Genomic DNA, 19,405 nt, shown 5'->3' with positions numbered 1-19,405 from the left:
TGTGAATAAAATTCGCCGAGCCAGATAACAGCTTAGTTATTTGATATAACCACAGCGTATTTGTGTATTTACTGAGGCTGAACTAGAATTTTTACCCATACACAACTACAGATACAGAAGAATAGAAATGAAACTACTAAATAAATCACGATTGCTACTTGGTTTACTGCTAGTTAGCCTAAGTCCTTGGTCAGCATTTGCACAAGATACCGTTAAAGTAGGTATGTCTGGTCGTTATTTTCCTTTCACTTTTGTAAAACAAGATCAGCTGCAAGGCTTTGAAGTTGATGTTTGGAATGAACTGGCCAAACGTAATGATTGGAAAGTTGAATTTGTAACTGCGAACTTCTCTGGCCTATTTGGCATGTTAGAGACAGGTCGTGTAGATACCATTTCTAACCAAATTACTATTACCGACGAACGTAAAGCTAAATACCTATTCTCTCACCCCTATGTGGTGGATGGCGCGCAAATTGTTGTACGTAAAGGCAATAGCGAGATTACTAGCATTGACGACTTAAAAGGTAAAAAGGTTGCAGTAAACCTAGGTTCTAACTTTGAGCAGCTATTAAGAAAACACGACACCGATAATCAAATTAACATAGCGACTTATGATACAGGCATCGAGCAAGATGTTGCATTGGGTCGTTCAGATGCATTTGTTATGGACCGTGTATCTTCGTTAGCACTTATCAAGAAATCTGGTCTACCCTTAGCGCTAGCGGGTCAGCCTTTCGAAACCATCGAGAATGCGATGCCATTCAAAAACAACGAAGCAGGCCAAGCATTACAAGCTAAAGTTAACGCTAGCCTAGAAGCTATGCAGCAAGATGGCAGCCTAAGCGCAATTTCTCAAAAATGGTTTGACGGAGACATCACCAAATAATGTCTACATTTGACTTCGGTTACATGTTAGAGCTGTTCCCAATACTGTTTAAGTATTTGGGAACCACCATGGAAATGGCTGCAGTTGCAGCCGTTTTTGCATTAGTGCTTGCACTAGTATTGGCTCTATTTCGTGTATTTAAGTTGCCGCTGCTTAATCAATTTGCAGTGGTATTTATCTCATTCTTCCGCGGTACGCCGTTACTGGTACAACTGTTTATCTTGTATTACGGCTTACCTCAGGTATTCCCAATTCTGATTGGCTTAGATGCATTTAGCGCATCGGTTATCGGCTTGAGTTTGCACTTTTCTGCCTATAAAGCAGAAAGTATTAGAGCGGCCATTAACTCTATTGATAAAAGCCAGTGGGACGCTTGTTACGCCTTTGGTATGACTCGATTGCAAGCTTTGCGCAGAGTAGTGCTTCCACAAGCGCTACGCACTGCCCTGCCTTCTTTAATGAACTATCTTATCGATATGATTAAAAGCACCTCTTTGGCCTTTACCTTAGGTGTGGCAGAAATAATGGCTAAAGCGCAAATGGAGGCGTCTAGTAGCTTTAAGTTCTTTGAAGCATTTTTAGCAGTAGCACTTATCTATTGGGCAGTTGTTGCAGTATTTACTCAGCTACAAAACCTTGCTGAACAGCGACTATCGAAGGCTTATTAACGATGATAAAAATCTCCAATTTAAGCAAGTCCTTCGATGGGCAAAATGTGCTTAACGGTATCGATTTAGAAGTGAAAGAGGGCGAAGTTGTAGCGATCATCGGCCCATCAGGAACAGGAAAATCTACTTTCCTACGTTGTATTAATTACTTAGAACAACCCGATACAGGCCTTATTAGCGTAGATGGTTTAACAGTAGATGCACAAAACCATCAACAAAAAGACGTGCTCGCGCTGCGCCGTAAACTATCTTTTGTCTTTCAAAATTACTCGCTGTTTGCCAACTTAAACGCGGAGCAAAACATAGCTGAAGCGTTGATCACAGTTTGGAAGCGACCCAAAGATAAGGCCTTAGCCGAGGCAAGAAAGATACTTAAAGATATTGGCCTAGCGGATAAAACCAAACACTACCCTAGCCAATTATCGGGTGGCCAACAGCAACGTATAGGTATTGGCCGTGCTATGGCTACTCACAGCCAAGCTATATTGTTTGATGAACCCACATCAGCCTTAGATCCAGAATGGGTTGGCGAAGTGCTTGAACTCATCAAAAAACTGGCCGAACGCAAACAAACATTAGTTATTGTTACTCATGAAATGGCCTTCGCCCGCGAAGTTGCCGACCGAGTGGTATTTATGAGCGATGGAACCATTGTTGAACAAGGTAGCCCAGAAGAACTGTTTAATCAGCCGAAAGATCCACGAACTCAACAGTTTATATCGCGTATCGTTAAGCGTAATCACGGCTAATTACATTGTTTAGTTGCACCTATATATAGGAGCACTATAATGCCGCCAAAGATCCAAAGGATCTTTTCCACAACAGTATTTAAGATTAAGCGATTTTTCGTTTGACTTAGAAGAGGTGAATGATTAGAATTTCGCCTCTTTTTTACCCGGTGCGCCTACCATTTTGGTTAATTGCACCGACTGTACAGTAAAAAACTAGCTAGCAAGAGTAATAAATATGAAACGTACTTTTCAACCAAGCGTACTAAAGCGCAAGCGTAGCCACGGTTTCCGCGCTCGCATGGCAACAAAAAACGGCCGCCAAGTTTTGGCACGTCGTCGCGCTAAAGGTCGCGCAAGTCTGTCTGCATAATTAAGTGCAAAGACATTCTTTTAGCAGGGAGTTACGTTTGTTAACTCCCATGCATTTCAAACATGTATTCTCCAACCCCGTTCGTGTGGGTTCCCCCCAACTCACTATCCTTGCCAAATCCAATACTCTAGAACACCCTCGTCTAGGTTTAGCTGTTTCTAAAAAAAGCGTTAAACTAGCGGTAGGTCGTAATCGAATTAAACGTTTGGTAAGAGAAAGCTTTCGTCTACATCAGCACAAGTTGCCCGCAGTAGATATAGTGGTTATTTCCAAGAACGGTATTTCAGACTTAGATAATAAAGACCTGACCAAGCTTCTGGAGAAATCATGGCGAAGACTAACGCGCCGTTGCGAATAATCGCAATTATGCCAATCAAGGCTTATCAATACGTGATAAGTCCTTTGCTTGGTCCGCGCTGCCGGTTTACGCCAACATGTTCAGATTACGCGATTGAAGCAATTAATTTGCATGGTGTGTTAAAAGGTAGTTGGTTAGCAAGCCAACGTCTATTAAAATGCCATCCTCTACATCCTGGCGGACATGATCCGGTTCCAGGTTCCAAAAAAACCAATAGTGATTAACTAAAATTATGGAATCTCAACGCAATTTACTGATAATTGGGTTGCTGTTTGTAAGTTTTCTTATATATCAGCAATGGCAAAAAGACTACGGCCCACAGCCTGTAGTAACTACTGCTACCAATACTGTTACCGCAACTGGTACTACTGCAAATGGTGATGTGCCAGCCAGTGCTTCATCTCACGACGATTCAGACTTAACGCAGGCTACCGCTGCAGGTCAGTTAATCACGGTTACTACCGACGTTCTTAAGCTTAAAATTAGCGCTCAAGGCGGTGATGTAGTGAGTGCCGAACTATTGGCCTACCCAATAGAAGAAGACTCAACAGAACCATTTGTACTGTTAGAAGAAAATCCTAACTTTACCTATGTAGCCCAAAGCGGCTTAATTGGTCGTGATGGCCCAGATGCCAGCGCCAACGGCCGCCCAGTTTACCAAGTAACTAGCAACAGCTTTGAACTTGCTGATGGTAGCGATGAACTGGTTGTAGCACTTAACTACCAAGACCAAAACGGTAACGTATTTACTAAAAACTTTACCCTTACTCGTGGTAGCTACGACGTAAACGTAGACTTTCAAGTAAGCAACAAAAGTGACTCCGACCTAAGCTTGCAACTATACAGCCAGCTTAAGCAAACTGATAAAGAGCATAGCTCTAGCATGGTAATGCCGGTTTATCGTGGTGGAGCATACTCTAGCGAATCAACTCGTTACTCAAAGTACAGTGTTAAAGACATCAAAAAATCTAACCTAAATGAAACCACTACTGGTGGTTGGGTTGCGATGATGCAGCACTACTTTGTAACCGCTTGGTTGCCAAACGAAGGCGATACCAACCAGCTATATTCAAACAGCGGTAACGGTTTTGTATTCATGGGTTACAAAGCGCCTTTACAAACCATTGCGCCTAACGATACAGCTACCCTAACTAGCTCGTTATGGGTTGGCCCTAAACTACAAAAGCAAATGGCTGAATCAGCAAAACACCTAGACCTAACCGTAGACTACGGCTGGTTATGGTTTATTGCCCAACCATTGTACAAACTACTAACCTTCTTCCACAGCATTGTAGGTAACTGGGGTGTAGCAATTATTCTTATCACCTTCACCGTAAAAGGTTTGTTGTACCCGCTAACTAAAGCGCAATACACCTCTATGGCGAAGATGCGTTTACTGCAACCTAAAATGGCTGCACTTCGCGAGAAGTACGGTGACGACCGTCAGAAAATGTCGCAAGGCATGATGGAGCTGTACAAGAAAGAGAAAGTAAACCCCTTAGGTGGTTGTTTCCCTATCTTGCTACAAATGCCTATCTTTATTGCGTTGTACTGGTCGTTAATGGAGAGCGTAGAGTTACGTCATGCACCGTTCTTTGGTTGGATTACCGACCTATCGGTACAAGACCCATTCTACATTCTGCCTATTTTGATGGGTGTGAGTATGTTCTTCATTCAGAAGATGTCTCCAACCACCGTAGCCGACCCAATGCAGGCTAAAATTATGCAGTTTATGCCAGTAATCTTTACTGTATTCTTCTTATGGTTCCCAGCAGGTCTAGTACTTTACTGGTTGATGAGTAACGTGGTGACGCTGATTCAGCAAACCATCATCTACCGTAACCTTGAGAAAAAAGGATTGCATAAACGCTAAGCACAAAGTTTAGCAACAATGCTAAAATGCCATTCAGTGAAGGCTGAATGGCATTTTTTATTTTCAGCAGAAATGAGCAAAGAGAGTGAGCATGAATTCAACTGATACTATTGTGGCGCAAGCTACCGCCCCAGGTCGTGGTGGTGTAGGCATAATTAGAGTATCTGGCCCTTTAGCCCAGCAAGTAGCCGAAACGCTATTAGGCAAGTGCCCTGCTCCTCGTTATGCCGATTACTTACCGTTTAAAAGCCTTAGCGGAGACACGCTTGACCAAGGTATTGCACTGTACTTTAAAGGGCCAAATTCCTTTACCGGTGAAGATGTACTAGAACTACAAGGTCATGGCGGCCCAGTAGTAATAGACATGCTAATTCGCGAAATTTGCCAAATAGATGGTTTACGCATGGCTCGCCCAGGTGAGTTTAGTGAGCGCGCATTTCTAAACGACAAGCTCGATTTAGCCCAAGCAGAGGCCATTGCCGACCTTATTGAGGCCACTAGTGAACAAGCAGCCAAAAGTGCCTTACATTCGCTGCAGGGTGAGTTTTCAAACAAGATCCATAGCTTAGTTGAAAGTGTTACTCGCCTACGTATTTACGTTGAAGCCGCAATTGATTTTCCCGAAGAAGAAATCGACTTTTTAAGCGACGGAAAAGTACAAGCCGATTTATACGCCATTATTGAAGAATTAGGCTTAGTGCAAAGCCAAGCTCGCCAAGGTTCATTGCTACGAGAAGGCATGCGAGTAGTGATAGCTGGCCGCCCTAACGCCGGTAAATCAAGCCTACTTAACGCCCTAGCAGGTAAACAAGCCGCCATTGTTACCGACATAGCCGGAACCACTCGTGACGTATTACGCGAGCATATTCATATTGACGGTATGCCACTACACATCATCGATACCGCTGGTTTACGTGATGACGCAGACGTAGTTGAGCAAATAGGTATAGAGCGCGCCTGGGAAGAAATCAATAATGCTGATCGGGTATTGTTTATGGTGGATGGCACCACCACCGAGGAGCTCGACCCACAAAAAATTTGGCCTGAATTTGTGGCAAAACTACCCACTAATATGGGCATGACAGTAGTACGCAACAAAGCCGATGTTACCGGCGAAAGCTTAGACGTAGTGATGGATCACGGACACCCTGTTTATAAGATTTCAGCTAAAACCGAGCTAGGCCTAGCAGAGCTAAAAGACCACCTAAAACAATGCATGGGTTTTCAAGGCAATATGGAAGGTGGCTTTATGGCGCGTCGCCGCCACCTTAACGCCATCGAACTTGCAGCTGAACACTTAGACAATGGCAAAAGCCAACTAGAAGTTTATCAAGCAGGTGAACTGTTGGCCGAAGAACTGCGCTTGGTACAACAACACTTAAGCGAAATTACCGGTGAGTTCAGCTCCGACGATTTACTCAGCCGCATTTTCACCAGTTTCTGTATCGGAAAGTAAAGTGGGCAAACAAAGGTAATCAACGACAAATAAATTACTAATTTAGTTGTTTTATTATTCATTGATTATCAACATTTTCCGTTATTTTCTATTGAAAAACGTACACTTAGAGCAGACCAAACAAGAGCTTAACGGCTTATTTATGATTACGGTAATACCCAACAAAGCATTACTTCATTGAGGCTCCTTTAATTTCGCTAGCTAAACTTCATTTCTTATTCACGCTCGATTATATAAGTCATGGTTATAACTATAGCCCCCAGATACACTGCTATTCCAAACACACATTTATTGCCTAGCGTAACAGTTGCATAGCCCGTCGATTTAATCGATAGCTGCTCTAATCACTTCGAATAATCATGTCAAATTAAACACTGTCACGCGTTTATCTATCCAATCTACGCTGCTCACCTTTTTCATTCTTAGTATTGCTCGTGTCCGGTGCCAATAAGCGGCGCCAAACTTAAAACAACACTTAACTAGGAAATGTAATGAAAACTCTAAAATTGGCTGCACTAATTACTACAGCTCTTATTTCAACTGGCTCTTTCGCCGCTGAAAAAGTTAACTTCGCAAACCCATACAGCCTATACAGTGGGCTATCTATTGGCTATGGCGATAATGATGCAAGCTTTTCAGCGCAATTTGATGCCAAGATCTCAGATAACTGGAGCATGCTAGGCATCTATAAAGGTGATGATAACTTTGGTGACTATGCATTTAGCTTAAGCAGTATTAATAGCAATGGTTTTGGTGTCACTCTTGCCTATGATTTTGACAAACACCATAAAGGTGAGCTTGTCAAAGCAGAAGAAGCCGAAATAAGAGTGCATTATGCAAAGGGTAGCGATCAGGGCTTTATGTTCTTACCTGAGTTGGCTATTGGTGGCTACAAGCAAGCTAATGCATCAGGTAAGGGTAATTACGGTTCCGTTACTGCTAACCTAATCTATAACGCTTCTAACGGTGTTTGGTTAAATGTAGCCCCAGAATACAAATATAGTTTTTCTGACATTGAATTAAACGATGGCGGACACCGTGGCTTTTCAGACTGGGATGTAACAGCAAGCATTGGCTATACCTTTAAAGATAAGCACAGTATTTCTTATAGCTACCAATACGACGCCAACGATAACCTTTCAACAATTACTTACAGCTACGGTTTTTAACTCCTAATAACGGCTGATATTCAGCGCCATCATTATTATTTCCATTGGCAGAGATTAACTCGCTGCCAATGTCTTCTATCAGAATCAAACAAAGAATCTAAAACATGACTAATTGGCATAATAAAACAGCAGATGAAGCTCTGAAAGAATGCTCTTCAACTGCCTTTGGTTTAAACGAGCAAGAGGCTCTGACACGATTAACTGAAATAGGAAAAAATGAATTAAAAGAGGCAGAAGGTAAAAGTAACCTAAGAATTTTAGTAGAGCAGTTTAAAAACCCACTGATTTTAATCCTAGCAATCGGTGCCTTAGTGTCATATCTGACTGGTCACATAGTAGATGGTACTGCTATTTCAGTGATCATCATCATCAATGCATTAATTGCTTTTTGGCAAGAGCTCAAAGCAAAACGAGGTATGGAAGCGCTAAAAGAGATGGCCAGCCCAAAGGCTACAGTAATTAGAGATGGTCAATCCAAGGTTATTGATGCACGCGAGCTCGTTCCGGGTGACATATTGGAGATAAACACCGGAGATATCTTGCCAGCAGACATTCGAATTATCGAAGCTAATAACCTCAATATTGATGAAGCCCCGTTAACCGGAGAGTCGGAGCCAGTTAACAAGCATGTTGATGCCCTACCTGAGGGAAATATAAGTCTGGGTGACCAAAATAACATGGCATTCATGACCACGCTGGTTAGTTCAGGAAATGGCCTTGGTTTGGTGGTACGTACCGGTATGCAAACTGAAGTTGGCCACATAGCCGAAATGATGAACAACACCGAAGTGACCAAAACTCCAATGCAAGTTCGTATGGATGCGATTGCTCATACCCTAATGATTGCTGCATTAGCGGTGGTCGCGGTGGTCGCAGGTATCGGCTTGTTCTATGGAATGCCATGGTTAGAGATATTAAACACGAGCATTTCACTATCTGTTGCTGCAATTCCTGAGGGTCTTCCAACGATTGTCTCGATCGTACTTACCTTGGGCTCAACTAAGTTGGCAAAAAACAATGCCTTAGCCAAAGAACTAGCAGCAATAGAAACTCTCGGTTCAACCACTGTTATTTGCTCTGACAAAACTGGCACGTTGACTCAAAATCAGATGCAAGTGATGAACACCTATGATGCCTCAGGACGTTACTGGAGTGTCGGTGGTAAAGGCTTTGATATAGCAGGTGAGTTTACTCCGATTAAACATCAAAGTTCGGTAACGGAAAGTCCAGAAATGCGCCTGGGCTTAACGATTGCAACACTATGCAACGATGCAGAGCACCTTTTGGAAAATGGTTCTTACCATGTGCGCGGCAACCCTACTGAAGGCGCGCTGATTGTGGCAGCAGCTAAGGCTGGCTTAAATCGTAGCGAACTGCTAGACAATGAAGGATATAGCGTAATCAAGAAGTTTCCTTTTGACTCAACGCGAAAAATGGCTTCAGTAATCGTAAAAAGTAATACCGGCCAACACTTTCTCGCGGTAAAAGGTGCGCCAGATGTAATGCTTCGCCAGTCTGCTGCATTCATGGTCAACGGCAAAGATTTGAACATTAGTCAAAATGCTTGTAATAACAACTTGGCCTTAGCGCCAGCCTTGGATGAGCATATTATTGAAGACTATCAAAATGCTATTAACTATTTTGCAGATAAAGCGCTACGTACCCTAACGGTTGGCTATAAGCCACTTAGTGAAGCAGATTTAGAGCTGACTCAAGAAGAACTTGAATCAAATATCACTATTCTAGCTATGTTCGGCATTATGGATCCGCCAAGACCTGAAGTTAAAGCCGCAATTGACACATGCTATAAAGCCGGTATTCGAACGGTAATGATCACCGGCGACCATGCGCTAACTGCAGCAGCGGTAGCACGAGAGATCGGTATCATTCGTAAGGCTGAGGATAAGGTGGTTACCGGTGCAGAGTTAGACGAAATGGATGACCATGAGTTAAAAAAGATATGCTCCGAGGTTGCAGTTTTTGCTCGCGTGAGTCCAGAGCATAAGCTAAGAATTGTAAAAGCTCAGCAAGCTAACAACGAAGTTCCTGCAATGACAGGTGACGGAGTCAATGACGCACCAGCTCTAAGGCGCGCAGACATAGGCGTCGCGATGGGTATTGAAGGTACTTCAGTAGCGAAAGACTCAGCGGACCTCATATTACTGGATGATAACTTTAGTACGATAGTCAAAGCGGTTCGTAAAGGGCGCCAAATTTTTGATAACTTACGTAAGTTCATTCGCCAAGCACTAACAGCAAATGTTGGTGAAGTCTCAGTTATTTTAATCGCCTTCTTGGTGATGGGTCCAGAGATGGTACTTCCCTTAACTCCGTTGATGTTACTGTGGATTAACTTAGTATCAGATGGATTACCAGCCCTTGCTTTAGGTGTTGAACCTGCAGAAAAAGATCTCATGCAAAGAAAGCCCCGTAAACGGGATCAAGGTATATTCAGTGATGGCCTAGGACTTAAAATACTTATTCGGGGACTTGCGCTCGGTGGGGTTAGTTTTGCAGCCTTCTCTATGGTTTTGAGCGCTGGTTACAGTGAGGCATACGCACAAAGCACCACCTTTGCAATGTTGGTATTTGCCCAGCTTTGGCATTTATTCGACGCACGGGGCTTTGCAAGCCTGTTCAGAAAAAACCCTCTAAGTAACAAGTGGCTATTAGGTGCTGTTGCTGGATCTGCAGGGCTTTCACTAGCCGTTATCTATAGCAACATTGGTCAAGCGATTTTCAATACACAAGCTTTAAGCCTAACTCACCTAGGATCAATTATCATTTTGGCATCGATACCTACATTGCTATTGTCGACAGTAAGAGAAGTTACTAAGTTAAAATTCATTTAAGTCAACGCGACTCCCTGTTATTGATACGCCCTTCTTTTTGATTGTAAGCAAATATGACTCCACAAATTAAAGGAGTTGTATTTGCTTATTCTATGCAGAGACGAATCCCCCAAACACTTCTATGTGCTGACTAGCTCCCCGATACAAGACATTAAACAATTGCCCAACCCACTCCAGTCAATTCGCTTGGAACAAATCTATATCAATTAACCCCTTTTTAGATACCTTAAATCCGTATCCTCATTCCCCCTTCCAATCCCTCTAAAATTCCAATCATCAAGAGATGACTAAGGGCTCATGGCCCTAATTAAACAAAAGAGATTGGAAAACATGATGAGCAGCTTAACGAATGTATACCGGCTAAATACCCCTCAACGCCTATTTATTGGATATACCTTGGCTGTATTAGTTGACCTTACGGTACTTAACTTTTTCGCCCAATACTGGGACAAGGTATACATCGAATCTTTCTCTATATCCTTTTGCGCAGCCTTATTGCTGCAGCTATTGCTCAAATTATCGATTAAAGCAGAGCATATAGTTGCTAAACACTTCCGTTATAAGCAAAACAAAATAGCCAAAGTTCAACGCATCTTAGCGACTTGGGGAATATTGTTTGGCTCAAAAATTATCATGTTAGAAGCAATAGATTGGCTGTTTGGGGCAGCGGTTGAATTCAATGGATTACTTAACGGCTTGCTAGCGTTTATCGCTGTGATTGTAAGCATAATGCTCGCAGAAATTACTATTGGCCGCATCTACTTTGCACTAGATAAACATCCCCATAGCTGGTGATTCCCACTCTTTAATAACAGCTATTAGCGGCAATCAAAAAATTTTATTACCAACATTACTTTAATAAACGAGGATATTGATATGTCTAAAAAAATACTTGTAGTCGGTGGTGTAGCAGGAGGGGCTTCAGCAGCCGCTCGCTCAAGAAGACTTAACGAAGATGCAGAAATTATTATGTTTGAACGTGGTCCAGTTGTCTCGTTTTCGAACTGCTGCTTGCCTTATCACATATCAGGGCAAGTTGAAAAAGAGGAAACCTTAATATTAATGAACCCGCAAAAATTCAAGATGTGGTTCAACATAGATGCTCGAGTAAACAGCTGTGTTATCGCTGTAAATACTCAGGAAAAGTTTGTAGAAGTACAAAATATTTTAACAGGTGAGGTAAGCAATGAAACCTATGATGACCTAGTACTATCACCCGGTGCTGGGTCTATTGTTCCCAATCTGCCTGGGCTAGAAAAAATGGACCACTACAGTTTAAAAACGGTGCCTGACGTTTCAAAAATAATGACTTTTATCGAAACTAAACGACCTAAACACATAACCGTTGTAGGCGGTGGTTTTATTGGTTTGGAAGCCGCCGAGAATCTTCGAGAGCGAGGCATTGAAGTAACGTTGGTAGAGGGCTCTGAACAAATTATTCCCTTTGTAGATAAAGAGATGTCTTTCTTTGGTCAAGCAGAATTAGTTAACAATGGTGTAGACGTAGTGATAGGAGAACAAGTAGAAGCACTAGATACCAATAAAGTCATACTTAAGTCAGGTAAAACTATTAACACAGATGGCGTGATTTTAGCCATTGGCGTAAGACCCTCTACAGGTTTTCTTCAAGGCTCTGGAATAGAACTAAACGAACGCGGGTACATCAAAGTAGATCAGAACTATCAAACCTCCGCTAACAATGTTTATGCTGCAGGTGATGCCATCTTGGTTCGTAATCAACTCACTAATCAAAGTTTTCCTTTAGCAATGGCTGGCCCTGCAAATAAACAAGGACGACTAATTGCCGACAGAATTGCAGGCAAAAAAATCAACAACAAAGGCTACATTGGCAGTGGTGTAGTTAAGCTGTTTAACATGAATATCGCAAGTACCGGTTTATCCGAAAAGATGCTAGCCAACAGCGAAATTGATTACGATGTTGTTTATGCAGCTCCTCCTGGCATTGTTGGCATTATGCCCGGTATGCACTTGGTGTACTCAAAACTCATATTTGAAAAAACCTCCGGAAAGATCTTAGGCGCGCAATTCGCAAGTACCGGAGCTCCAGACAAACGCGCCGATGTAGTAGCAACAGCTATCAAAGCAGAAATGACTGTAGAAGACCTGTCGGACTTAGAGCTTTGTTACGCGCCTTCATTTGGTACTGGCAAAGATGTAGTCAATAAAATTGGCTATGTAGGAGCAAACCTTAATGACGGCGCATTCAAACAGATACGTTTCAGCGAGGTTTACCAGTTAGTCGAGGCTGGTGAGCAGGTTATTGATGTGCGCGAAGAAATTGAGTATAGAGCTGGCCACATTCAAGGCGCCGTAAACATACCTATGAGTACCTTGCGCCAGCGCCTCGACGCACTAAACAAGTCAAAACCAGTCTATCTGCACTGTCGCACAGGTGAACGTAGCTACAACATGACGCTAATGCTGCAAGCTAAGGGGTATAACGCCATTAACATTGCAGGTAGTTATGAGTTTGTAAAAACTTACGAAGAAGTCATGCGCTATAACAACGCACATCGCAAAAATATTCTAGTAGGCAATTGCACTGATTGTGTTGGGACGCTAGAGAAAAGACTAAAAAGCTAACGCTTATCTTTGTCATGCAGGCTATGACTTAACAATAATTTTCATCGCCTGCCCTTTCACCAATATTCTGGGAGCAAATAATGAGTAAGCAATCAGACTCTAATAACAATCAGCTAAGTCAAAGCGATTCTCAAACACCTCTAAAAATACTTACCCTAGTGATTGCCAGCTTATGTTTACTTTTACTAACATGGTATCTCATTGCAGACCGCGTCACCCCTTTCACAGATAACTCTCGCACTCGAGCTTATGTTGTTCCACTGTCACCTGTTGTAGCTGGGAGAGTCGTGGATTTATTGGTAGAAAACAACCAAGTCGTCCAACAAGGTCAGGTTGTTGCTCGAATTGATCCCGAGCGCTACCAACTTGCGGTAAATAAAGCGGAAGCATCGCTAGAACTTGCAGGCCAAGAAATAGGCATCAAAACAGCCAGCGTTGCAACTGCACAAGCTCGGTTAGCAGAAGCCGTAACAAGCCATAAGCTCACCAACGTGCAATCGAAACGCATTTTCGCGATGGGCAATAAAGGATATGTATCTCAGGCAGAAATTGACGAAGCTGCAAGCAAACTAAGTAACGCCCAAGCGCATGTTGATAAAATGTCCGCTGAACTAGAAAAAGCCAAACTAGATGCAGGTATTAGTGGAGATGAAAACCCACGAATCAAAAAGGCACTAACCGAGTTACTTCAAGCCCAAGTGAATCTAGAAGATACCACTGTTAGAGCTCCTCGATTAGGGCTGATATCCAATGTGCGATATGACGTTGGAGTTTATGTTAACCCGGGACAAGCACTAATGAGTTATATCTCGACCAAAGATATTTGGTTAGAGGCCTACCTAAGAGAGAACAGCCTATCAAACCTAAAACCTGGCAACCAGGTAGAAATGGTATTTGATTCGGCTCCTGGAAAAATATATCAAGGGCGGGTTAAATCGATTAGTTTTGGCGTTGAATTTGAAGCTTCTAATCAAGTTGGTAGCCTGCAAACACCTATACAAAAAACGGGTTGGCTTAGAGAAGCGCAACGCTTTCCAGTAATTATCGACTTTGCTGAAGATATTCCTAAAGGAGTGCGTCGAGAAGGAGGCCAAGTTGACGTTATTGTATATACCTCAGATAGCGGACTAATGAAGCTACTCGGTAAGTTGTACATTCGGTTAATGGGTGTGCTTAGTTATGTCTATTAATTCAAACTCGGCAAGCAAGTGCCCAGCTATTCTATGTAGAGAATATGAGCGACAAATACTGAGATATGCGCTGGGTGTTTTCATTCCTATCTTGGTAATGGTCATGTTTCAATGGGAAATGGCCTACATCACGCCTACTTTGGTAACACTACTACTTAGCCCTAACGCCCGGCCACTTTCCTTACGTAGCCACCTCATGCTCGGAAGAACGATGCTATTTTCATTGGCAATAGGGCTAATATTGGTTCGTTTGGTGGAGCCCTTTCCTTTAGTAACCATCATTATCATGGGAGGTTTACTATACGGGATATTCTACAAAGCAGCTCACGGCACTAATTTGTTAACAACAGTGCTATTGTTGATGTCGGTACTCACCTATCCCAGCTTGGCGATGTTAGATATTCAACTTAGCATGGAGACGGCGCTAGGAGTTTGCCTCGCCTACTCACTAGCCATGTTATCTTCTGCAATCATGTACCTCTTAATTCCGCCCAACACCTTGATTAACAACCAATCAAGTGAAGCACAGCCAGCTGCACATTCTAATGCTAACCGGGTAGCATTATTAACCACCGTAATAGTGCTTCCACTCTTGGTGTTCTTTCTAATGTTCGACCATCAAGCAGCCATGCTTACTCTTATCTATGTTGGAATACTGGCCCCAAATGTTTCCTTAACAAAAGGCCTGCGCTCTTGCATCGGCATTTTGCTTGCAAATGCAATGGGCGGAGTGCTTGCAATTGTTATCTATGAGTTATTGGTGTTAGTACCAATGAGCAGCTTTTATCTGTTACTTATGTTTTTAGTTGCAATCAGCTTCGCCAAAAAAGTTTTTACTTCTCCGCAAGGCGCACTATACGCATCAGCTTTTAGCTGTTTACTATTACTGATTACGGACCTAACAAATACGACGGGTATCAACATGGACTTAGCTTTCTATGAACGCTGGTTATATATTGCTTTAGCAAATCTATATGTCATCTTAAGTTTTATGTTTTTCACGGCACTTGGCTGGTTACGCACAAATGCCTAATCTACGAGCCAAAAGGTTTGGCTCTGTATAGCTGCCTTCATACTAGTAATCCGCCTCCATGATAATCAACTGTAGTTAGTAAAATAGCTAGAGGTGAAGTGATTAGGTATATGTCATTCAACCGGCCGCTAATTTAACTCACCGCTTTAAAGGCTTAAGCTAAAAAACTAATCATCGCCCAACACAATGGTGATAAATCTGAATACGCATTGCTCTACTTAACTTTCCAGCATTGTGAATGCTGATAGCAACGACGCGGTTGGTTGAAGTAAATCAATTTTAAATAACTGGATAGTGCTGCAATTGAGTATATAAATGAAAAATACCAAAGCTCAGCGTAAGCTATTTAAATCAAACTTAGAGGTCATAACAGACCAAATAAGGCACATTTAGTTACTACAAAAACAATTCGTAAAAATTAAAGGCAAAAAAAAGGCTTCACTAATGAGGCCTTTTAAAAGCTAAAATAATCATTAAGTCAGAACTTATAACCGAGGGTCAATCTCGCAACATCGGCATCATCTTCATAGCCATTTCGGTCCACTACGCGTGTTAAACTCCCTGCAAGAAACAGCTTTTGTTCTTCCACCCAATGTGGGTAGTAATTTAAGCCAATAGTAAACACCCCTTTGATATCAATAGCGCTGGAGTGCTCATATTTATCTTGAGCAAAATAAGGACCTAGACCAAAGCGTCCTTCCAAATGGTTACCTAAAGGAACAAAACTCCAGAATTGCGCCGTGATACCTTGCCTATCGGTACTCCCATTATCCCCTCCTTCATCCAACCACCCCACAGACAATGCAAGATTGTTAGAGAAACGGTGAGCCGCTTCAATACTGTAACCACTGGTTGTGTCGGGCCCACCATGGTTAATTTTAGTGTGCGCCCAAGATAACCACACCTCATTAAATAAAGAGTCACTAGCAACCTTTGCTTGATTGGTTTGATTATCGAAATCAACACCAAAGCCCACCAAAACAGAGTTACCATTAGGTCTCGCAGACATAAGGTAATTATTCCATTGCAACCTTAAATGGGCACCACTACCTAAATGGTTAAAAGAGTATACAAATGCTGCACTATTCATTACTCCCATACGCTTTTCATTTAGCTCAGTCCCATTCTGGTCGACAGTTGTGTCGAATGACGCGTAAGGTCCAGCTCCTAATTCCAACCTAAATTTATTTGTAAATGCCTTTGTGTAAGTAGCCTGAACAGCAAATCCATCGCGATGATGGTTATAGGGGTGTCCCTCGTTTGCATGAACAAAATCCACTCGCAGACTATCAGTAATATATTGGCCAAACCGCACATCGAAAGAGCGAAACTGTTGCTTTTTCTGTTCAGAGTTTTCTGCGTGATCAATGTGTGTAACACCAGAACCGCCAGTTAAGGAAAAATAACTATTACGCTGATAAACCGGGTGAAGCTCTAAATCTTCAGCCTGTGAAGGAAAAGCCGTGCTAGCAGCAAAAACTGTCGTTAACAGCAGTCCTTTTTTAACTATACGTTCCTTAAGCTTAGGTTTAGCGCTTCTATTTTTAGTGGTGTTACCCAATATAAAGTTGTTCATTATTTTCCAACCTTGTCTAAGCCCCCCAACCGATCAGCTGGGTGGGTCATTCTATTTACGGGTAGCTTATAGATTCACCGATAAGCTCAAGGCAAATAGAGTAAAGCTGGCTTTTTTTAACTCATATAGATGCATGCTTTCTACGACAAAACAACTCACCAACTAGTTGGCGAGTCTATTGAAAAATTTACTTGATTGTCTTAGGAGCAACGTAACTAACCAAAGCTATCTTCCAGCCACAAAACATGTAGTGATTTATCCAATGCCACCTTCTTAATGAACACAGGGCTAATCTGGATTTAGGTTAAGTGTTTCGTTTCACCTCATCGGCTTAGAAAAGTAGAACAAAGTAGCACTCAACCCGCTTCAACCAAGCAAACAAATTTACTGGCAATGACCGAGTTAACTTGAGGCTAAGGGCCAAGAAACCAAACAACAAACTAACGAGCAAGCAGGCTTAGAAGATGAAAAGATTACTATTAAGTACAACGCTAGCGCTTGTGATGACTGGTTGCAGTAGCGTACCAGAACACAACGCTATTGCCGAAGACCACGCGATGCAAGCAAAGCCTATTGGGGTTGATAACACCCGCTACTGGGGCAATGAACTTAACTTCAGTTATGAATACTTGGAGCAAGTAATCAATGCCCAGGTAAAAAATCAAAATGAACAAAACTCACTAGATATTTTGGCTCTATCTGGCGGTGGTGCTAACGGCGCTTTTGGTGCCGGAATTCTTGCAGCATGGACAGAAACAGGCGTTCGTCCAGAATTTGACATGGTCACAGGGATTAGTACCGGCGCCATCTTAGCTATATTTGCCTTCCTTGGAGAAGAGTATGACGACTACGTTGTCGACTTCTATACCAACTACAGCGACGGAGATTTGTTCCAATCAAAGGGTTTATTGGCAGCATTACGCAGTATGTCAATGTTCAACATTAGCCCCTACGAAAAAATGGTTAGAGACACCATCACCCCCGATCTCTTAAGCATGGTTGCCGAAGGGCACAATAACGGCCGCTTGCTATTAGTAGGAACCACCCATTTAGAAAGCCAACGCTTTTCGGTGTGGAATATGGGAGCTATAGCAGCTCAAAATAATGAAGAATCAGAGCAACTATTTGAAAATATTATTCTTGCCTCAACCGCAATACCTGGCGCAATGCCAGCAGTACAAATAGATGTAAAACATAACCATATTGATTATCAAGAATTACACGTTGATGGCGGTGTAGCTCGACAGGTTTTCTTCTTACCCGACACCATTTCGGCTAGCTCCTTGAAAAACAGTGCGCTAAGTAAAGAGAGAAACCTTTATGTAATACGTAATGGAGAGTTTTTACCACAGTGGAAAGACCTATCTCCTGCAGTTGTAGAAGTATCTGCGCGCTCCTTAAACACCATTATTAAGTACCAAGGCCGTAGTGACGTAATGCGGATTTATGACCAAGCAACCCAAGCAGATATTGACTTCAACTTTGCCCATATCGACACAGATTTCACCGCTAAAAAGCAATCAAAAAAACAATTTGACCAAGAACACATGCGCAAACTATTTGATTACGGATACAACAAAATGGCGCAAGGCGCATTGTGGGAAAAACGCCCGCCAGAGTTTGACACTCTTACCGTTGACTTAGTTACCCGTAAACCTTAACGCAAACTTTAACCCTAAAGGAGAGTTGCGAATGCAATACCAAAAGAGTCGAGAAACATTTACCAGCGCGTTACATATATTGTGTGGTGACGGGAGTTTCTATAGTCGCCTAGAGCGAGTAAGTGCGGTGCTTAGTGAACTCCATCCGGTTCGTGAGCTGCCAAACTTAGTTTTATGCGATTACTACCAGTTAAAACTCTACATAGAACGAACACTAAGCCCAGCAGCTAGTGATTATTCTGCCGAGTATAGAAATCCAAACCGACAGCAACAAGCGCTAGTAATAGAACGTTTTGTCAATTTATTTAAACAGCTTGTTGAGAACGTTCATGAAGAGCACATAGCACTGTTACTTAAGCAAATAGAGCAGCTTCAATTCAACGAAAAAACCGAGACCTAGCCTTTAACTCTATGACTACTTCAATACAAAGTAGCTTAACTCTATAAGGAGAACCAATGAAATACATGCTTACTATCGCTTGCTCGGCTTTGTCATTTGTAGCATTAGCCAGTAGCGGAACAATTTCTGAACCAATTACAGGGCTTATATTTAGTTATAACGAGCAGGAAGCATCGCAAGTTCATTACGATTTGAGCCAGTGCCAAGCTGCCGCCCAAAGCTCGCAACAGCAAACTACTGACAAACGCGGCTCGGGTGCAAGAGGCGCAGCCAAAGGCGCTTTAGCAGGAGCCGCCGTTGGCGCGATTAGTGGTGGCTCTGGCTCTGATGGCGCTAAAGTAGGCGCAGCTGCGGGGGTGGTAGGAGGAAGGCTATCAGCCCGCAAACAAAGTAAAGATATAGAGGAGAAAAATGCTCAAAACCTACAAACCGTAATGCGAAACTGCATGCAAAATCAAGGTTATACTGCTCTTAACTAGAGCATATTATGGGCAATGGAGTTGCCCAATTTTATCTTAATTTTCCGCTAGCCAATAAGTTCTAGAGTTACTTGTATTTATAACTTCAAAATTTATAGC

At 42.4% G+C, this 19,405-nt stretch carries 18 protein-coding genes; 17 read left to right on the top strand and 1 reads right to left on the bottom strand.

The window, feature by feature from the left end:
• The first annotated feature begins 127 nt into the window (after positions 1-127).
• The 14 genes from OAG1_RS21665 to OAG1_RS21600 all read left to right on the top strand — a co-directional run bounded on the left by OAG1_RS21665 (position 128) and on the right by OAG1_RS21600 (position 15,190).
• Entirely contained in the window at positions 128-886 is a 759-nt protein-coding gene (locus tag OAG1_RS21665) for an amino acid ABC transporter substrate-binding protein (protein ID WP_016400279.1), read from the top strand.
• Complete coding sequence (locus OAG1_RS21660; protein ID WP_040306767.1) at positions 886-1,554, top strand: amino acid ABC transporter permease; 669 nt, start codon at positions 886-888, stop codon at positions 1,552-1,554. The genes OAG1_RS21665 and OAG1_RS21660 overlap by 1 nt, the downstream gene beginning before the upstream one ends.
• Before the next feature lie 2 nt (positions 1,555-1,556).
• Complete coding sequence (locus OAG1_RS21655; protein ID WP_338622917.1) at positions 1,557-2,303, top strand: amino acid ABC transporter ATP-binding protein; 747 nt, start codon at positions 1,557-1,559, stop codon at positions 2,301-2,303.
• Positions 2,304-2,520: 217 nt separating this feature from the next.
• Positions 2,521-2,655 (top strand): 50S ribosomal protein L34, encoded by a 135-nt coding sequence (rpmH, locus tag OAG1_RS21650; RefSeq protein ID WP_016400276.1) that lies wholly within the window; start codon positions 2,521-2,523, stop codon positions 2,653-2,655.
• Between the two features lie 4 nt (positions 2,656-2,659).
• On the top strand, positions 2,660-3,013 hold the full coding sequence (gene rnpA, locus OAG1_RS21645; protein WP_338622914.1) for a ribonuclease P protein component: 354 nt from the start codon (positions 2,660-2,662) through the stop codon (positions 3,011-3,013).
• Positions 2,983-3,237, top strand: a complete 255-nt coding sequence (gene yidD / locus OAG1_RS21640) for a membrane protein insertion efficiency factor YidD (RefSeq protein WP_152785067.1) — start codon at positions 2,983-2,985, stop codon at positions 3,235-3,237. The genes rnpA and yidD overlap by 31 nt, the downstream gene beginning before the upstream one ends.
• A gap of 8 nt (positions 3,238-3,245) precedes the next feature.
• On the top strand, positions 3,246-4,886 hold the full coding sequence (yidC, locus tag OAG1_RS21635; RefSeq protein WP_016400273.1) for a membrane protein insertase YidC: 1,641 nt from the start codon (positions 3,246-3,248) through the stop codon (positions 4,884-4,886).
• A gap of 91 nt (positions 4,887-4,977) precedes the next feature.
• Positions 4,978-6,342, top strand: a complete 1,365-nt coding sequence (mnmE, locus tag OAG1_RS21630; protein ID WP_338622911.1) for a tRNA uridine-5-carboxymethylaminomethyl(34) synthesis GTPase MnmE — start codon at positions 4,978-4,980, stop codon at positions 6,340-6,342.
• Positions 6,343-6,833: 491 nt separating this feature from the next.
• The gene (locus tag OAG1_RS21625; protein ID WP_338622909.1) at positions 6,834-7,511 is read left to right on the top strand and encodes a hypothetical protein; all 678 of its coding nucleotides are present in this window, start codon (positions 6,834-6,836) and stop codon (positions 7,509-7,511) included.
• A gap of 104 nt (positions 7,512-7,615) precedes the next feature.
• The gene (locus OAG1_RS21620) at positions 7,616-10,363 is read left to right on the top strand and encodes a cation-translocating P-type ATPase (RefSeq protein ID WP_338622907.1); all 2,748 of its coding nucleotides are present in this window, start codon (positions 7,616-7,618) and stop codon (positions 10,361-10,363) included.
• A 333-nt stretch (positions 10,364-10,696) separates the two neighbouring features.
• Positions 10,697-11,158 carry a hypothetical protein gene (locus OAG1_RS21615; RefSeq protein WP_338622905.1) on the top strand — a complete coding sequence of 154 codons (462 nt, stop codon included), beginning with the start codon at positions 10,697-10,699 and terminating at the stop codon, positions 11,156-11,158.
• 81 nt (positions 11,159-11,239) lie between these two features.
• Positions 11,240-12,967, top strand: a complete 1,728-nt coding sequence (locus tag OAG1_RS21610; protein ID WP_338622903.1) for an FAD-dependent oxidoreductase — start codon at positions 11,240-11,242, stop codon at positions 12,965-12,967.
• A gap of 80 nt (positions 12,968-13,047) precedes the next feature.
• Positions 13,048-14,157: an HlyD family secretion protein gene (locus OAG1_RS21605; protein WP_338622901.1), complete on the top strand. Its 1,110-nt coding sequence runs from the start codon at positions 13,048-13,050 to the stop codon at positions 14,155-14,157.
• On the top strand, positions 14,147-15,190 hold the full coding sequence (locus OAG1_RS21600) for a DUF2955 domain-containing protein (protein ID WP_338622899.1): 1,044 nt from the start codon (positions 14,147-14,149) through the stop codon (positions 15,188-15,190). Before OAG1_RS21605 ends, OAG1_RS21600 begins: the two co-directional genes overlap by 11 nt.
• Before the next feature lie 478 nt (positions 15,191-15,668).
• On the opposite strand, the gene OAG1_RS21595 is transcribed toward OAG1_RS21600, so the two are convergent.
• Entirely contained in the window at positions 15,669-16,766 is a 1,098-nt protein-coding gene (locus OAG1_RS21595) for a hypothetical protein (protein ID WP_338622896.1), read from the bottom strand.
• Positions 16,767-17,230: 464 nt separating this feature from the next.
• On the opposite strand from OAG1_RS21595, the gene OAG1_RS21590 reads away from it, so the two are divergent.
• Genes OAG1_RS21590 through OAG1_RS21580 form a run of 3 tightly spaced genes read left to right on the top strand, consistent with a single transcriptional unit; the run spans position 17,231 to position 19,306 of the window.
• Entirely contained in the window at positions 17,231-18,427 is a 1,197-nt protein-coding gene (locus OAG1_RS21590) for a patatin-like phospholipase family protein (protein ID WP_338622894.1), read from the top strand.
• 31 nt (positions 18,428-18,458) lie between these two features.
• Positions 18,459-18,827 carry a hypothetical protein gene (locus OAG1_RS21585; RefSeq protein WP_338622892.1) on the top strand — a complete coding sequence of 123 codons (369 nt, stop codon included), beginning with the start codon at positions 18,459-18,461 and terminating at the stop codon, positions 18,825-18,827.
• A gap of 56 nt (positions 18,828-18,883) precedes the next feature.
• Complete coding sequence (locus OAG1_RS21580; RefSeq protein WP_338622890.1) at positions 18,884-19,306, top strand: hypothetical protein; 423 nt, start codon at positions 18,884-18,886, stop codon at positions 19,304-19,306.
• Positions 19,307-19,405 lie beyond the last annotated feature (99 nt).

The sequence above is a fragment of the Agarivorans sp. OAG1 genome, from assembly GCF_037076485.1.
Classification (GTDB): domain Bacteria; phylum Pseudomonadota; class Gammaproteobacteria; order Enterobacterales; family Celerinatantimonadaceae; genus Agarivorans; species Agarivorans albus.
The sequence above is the reverse complement of the archived record's forward strand: the minus strand, read 5'-3'. Positions and strand labels throughout refer to the sequence as shown.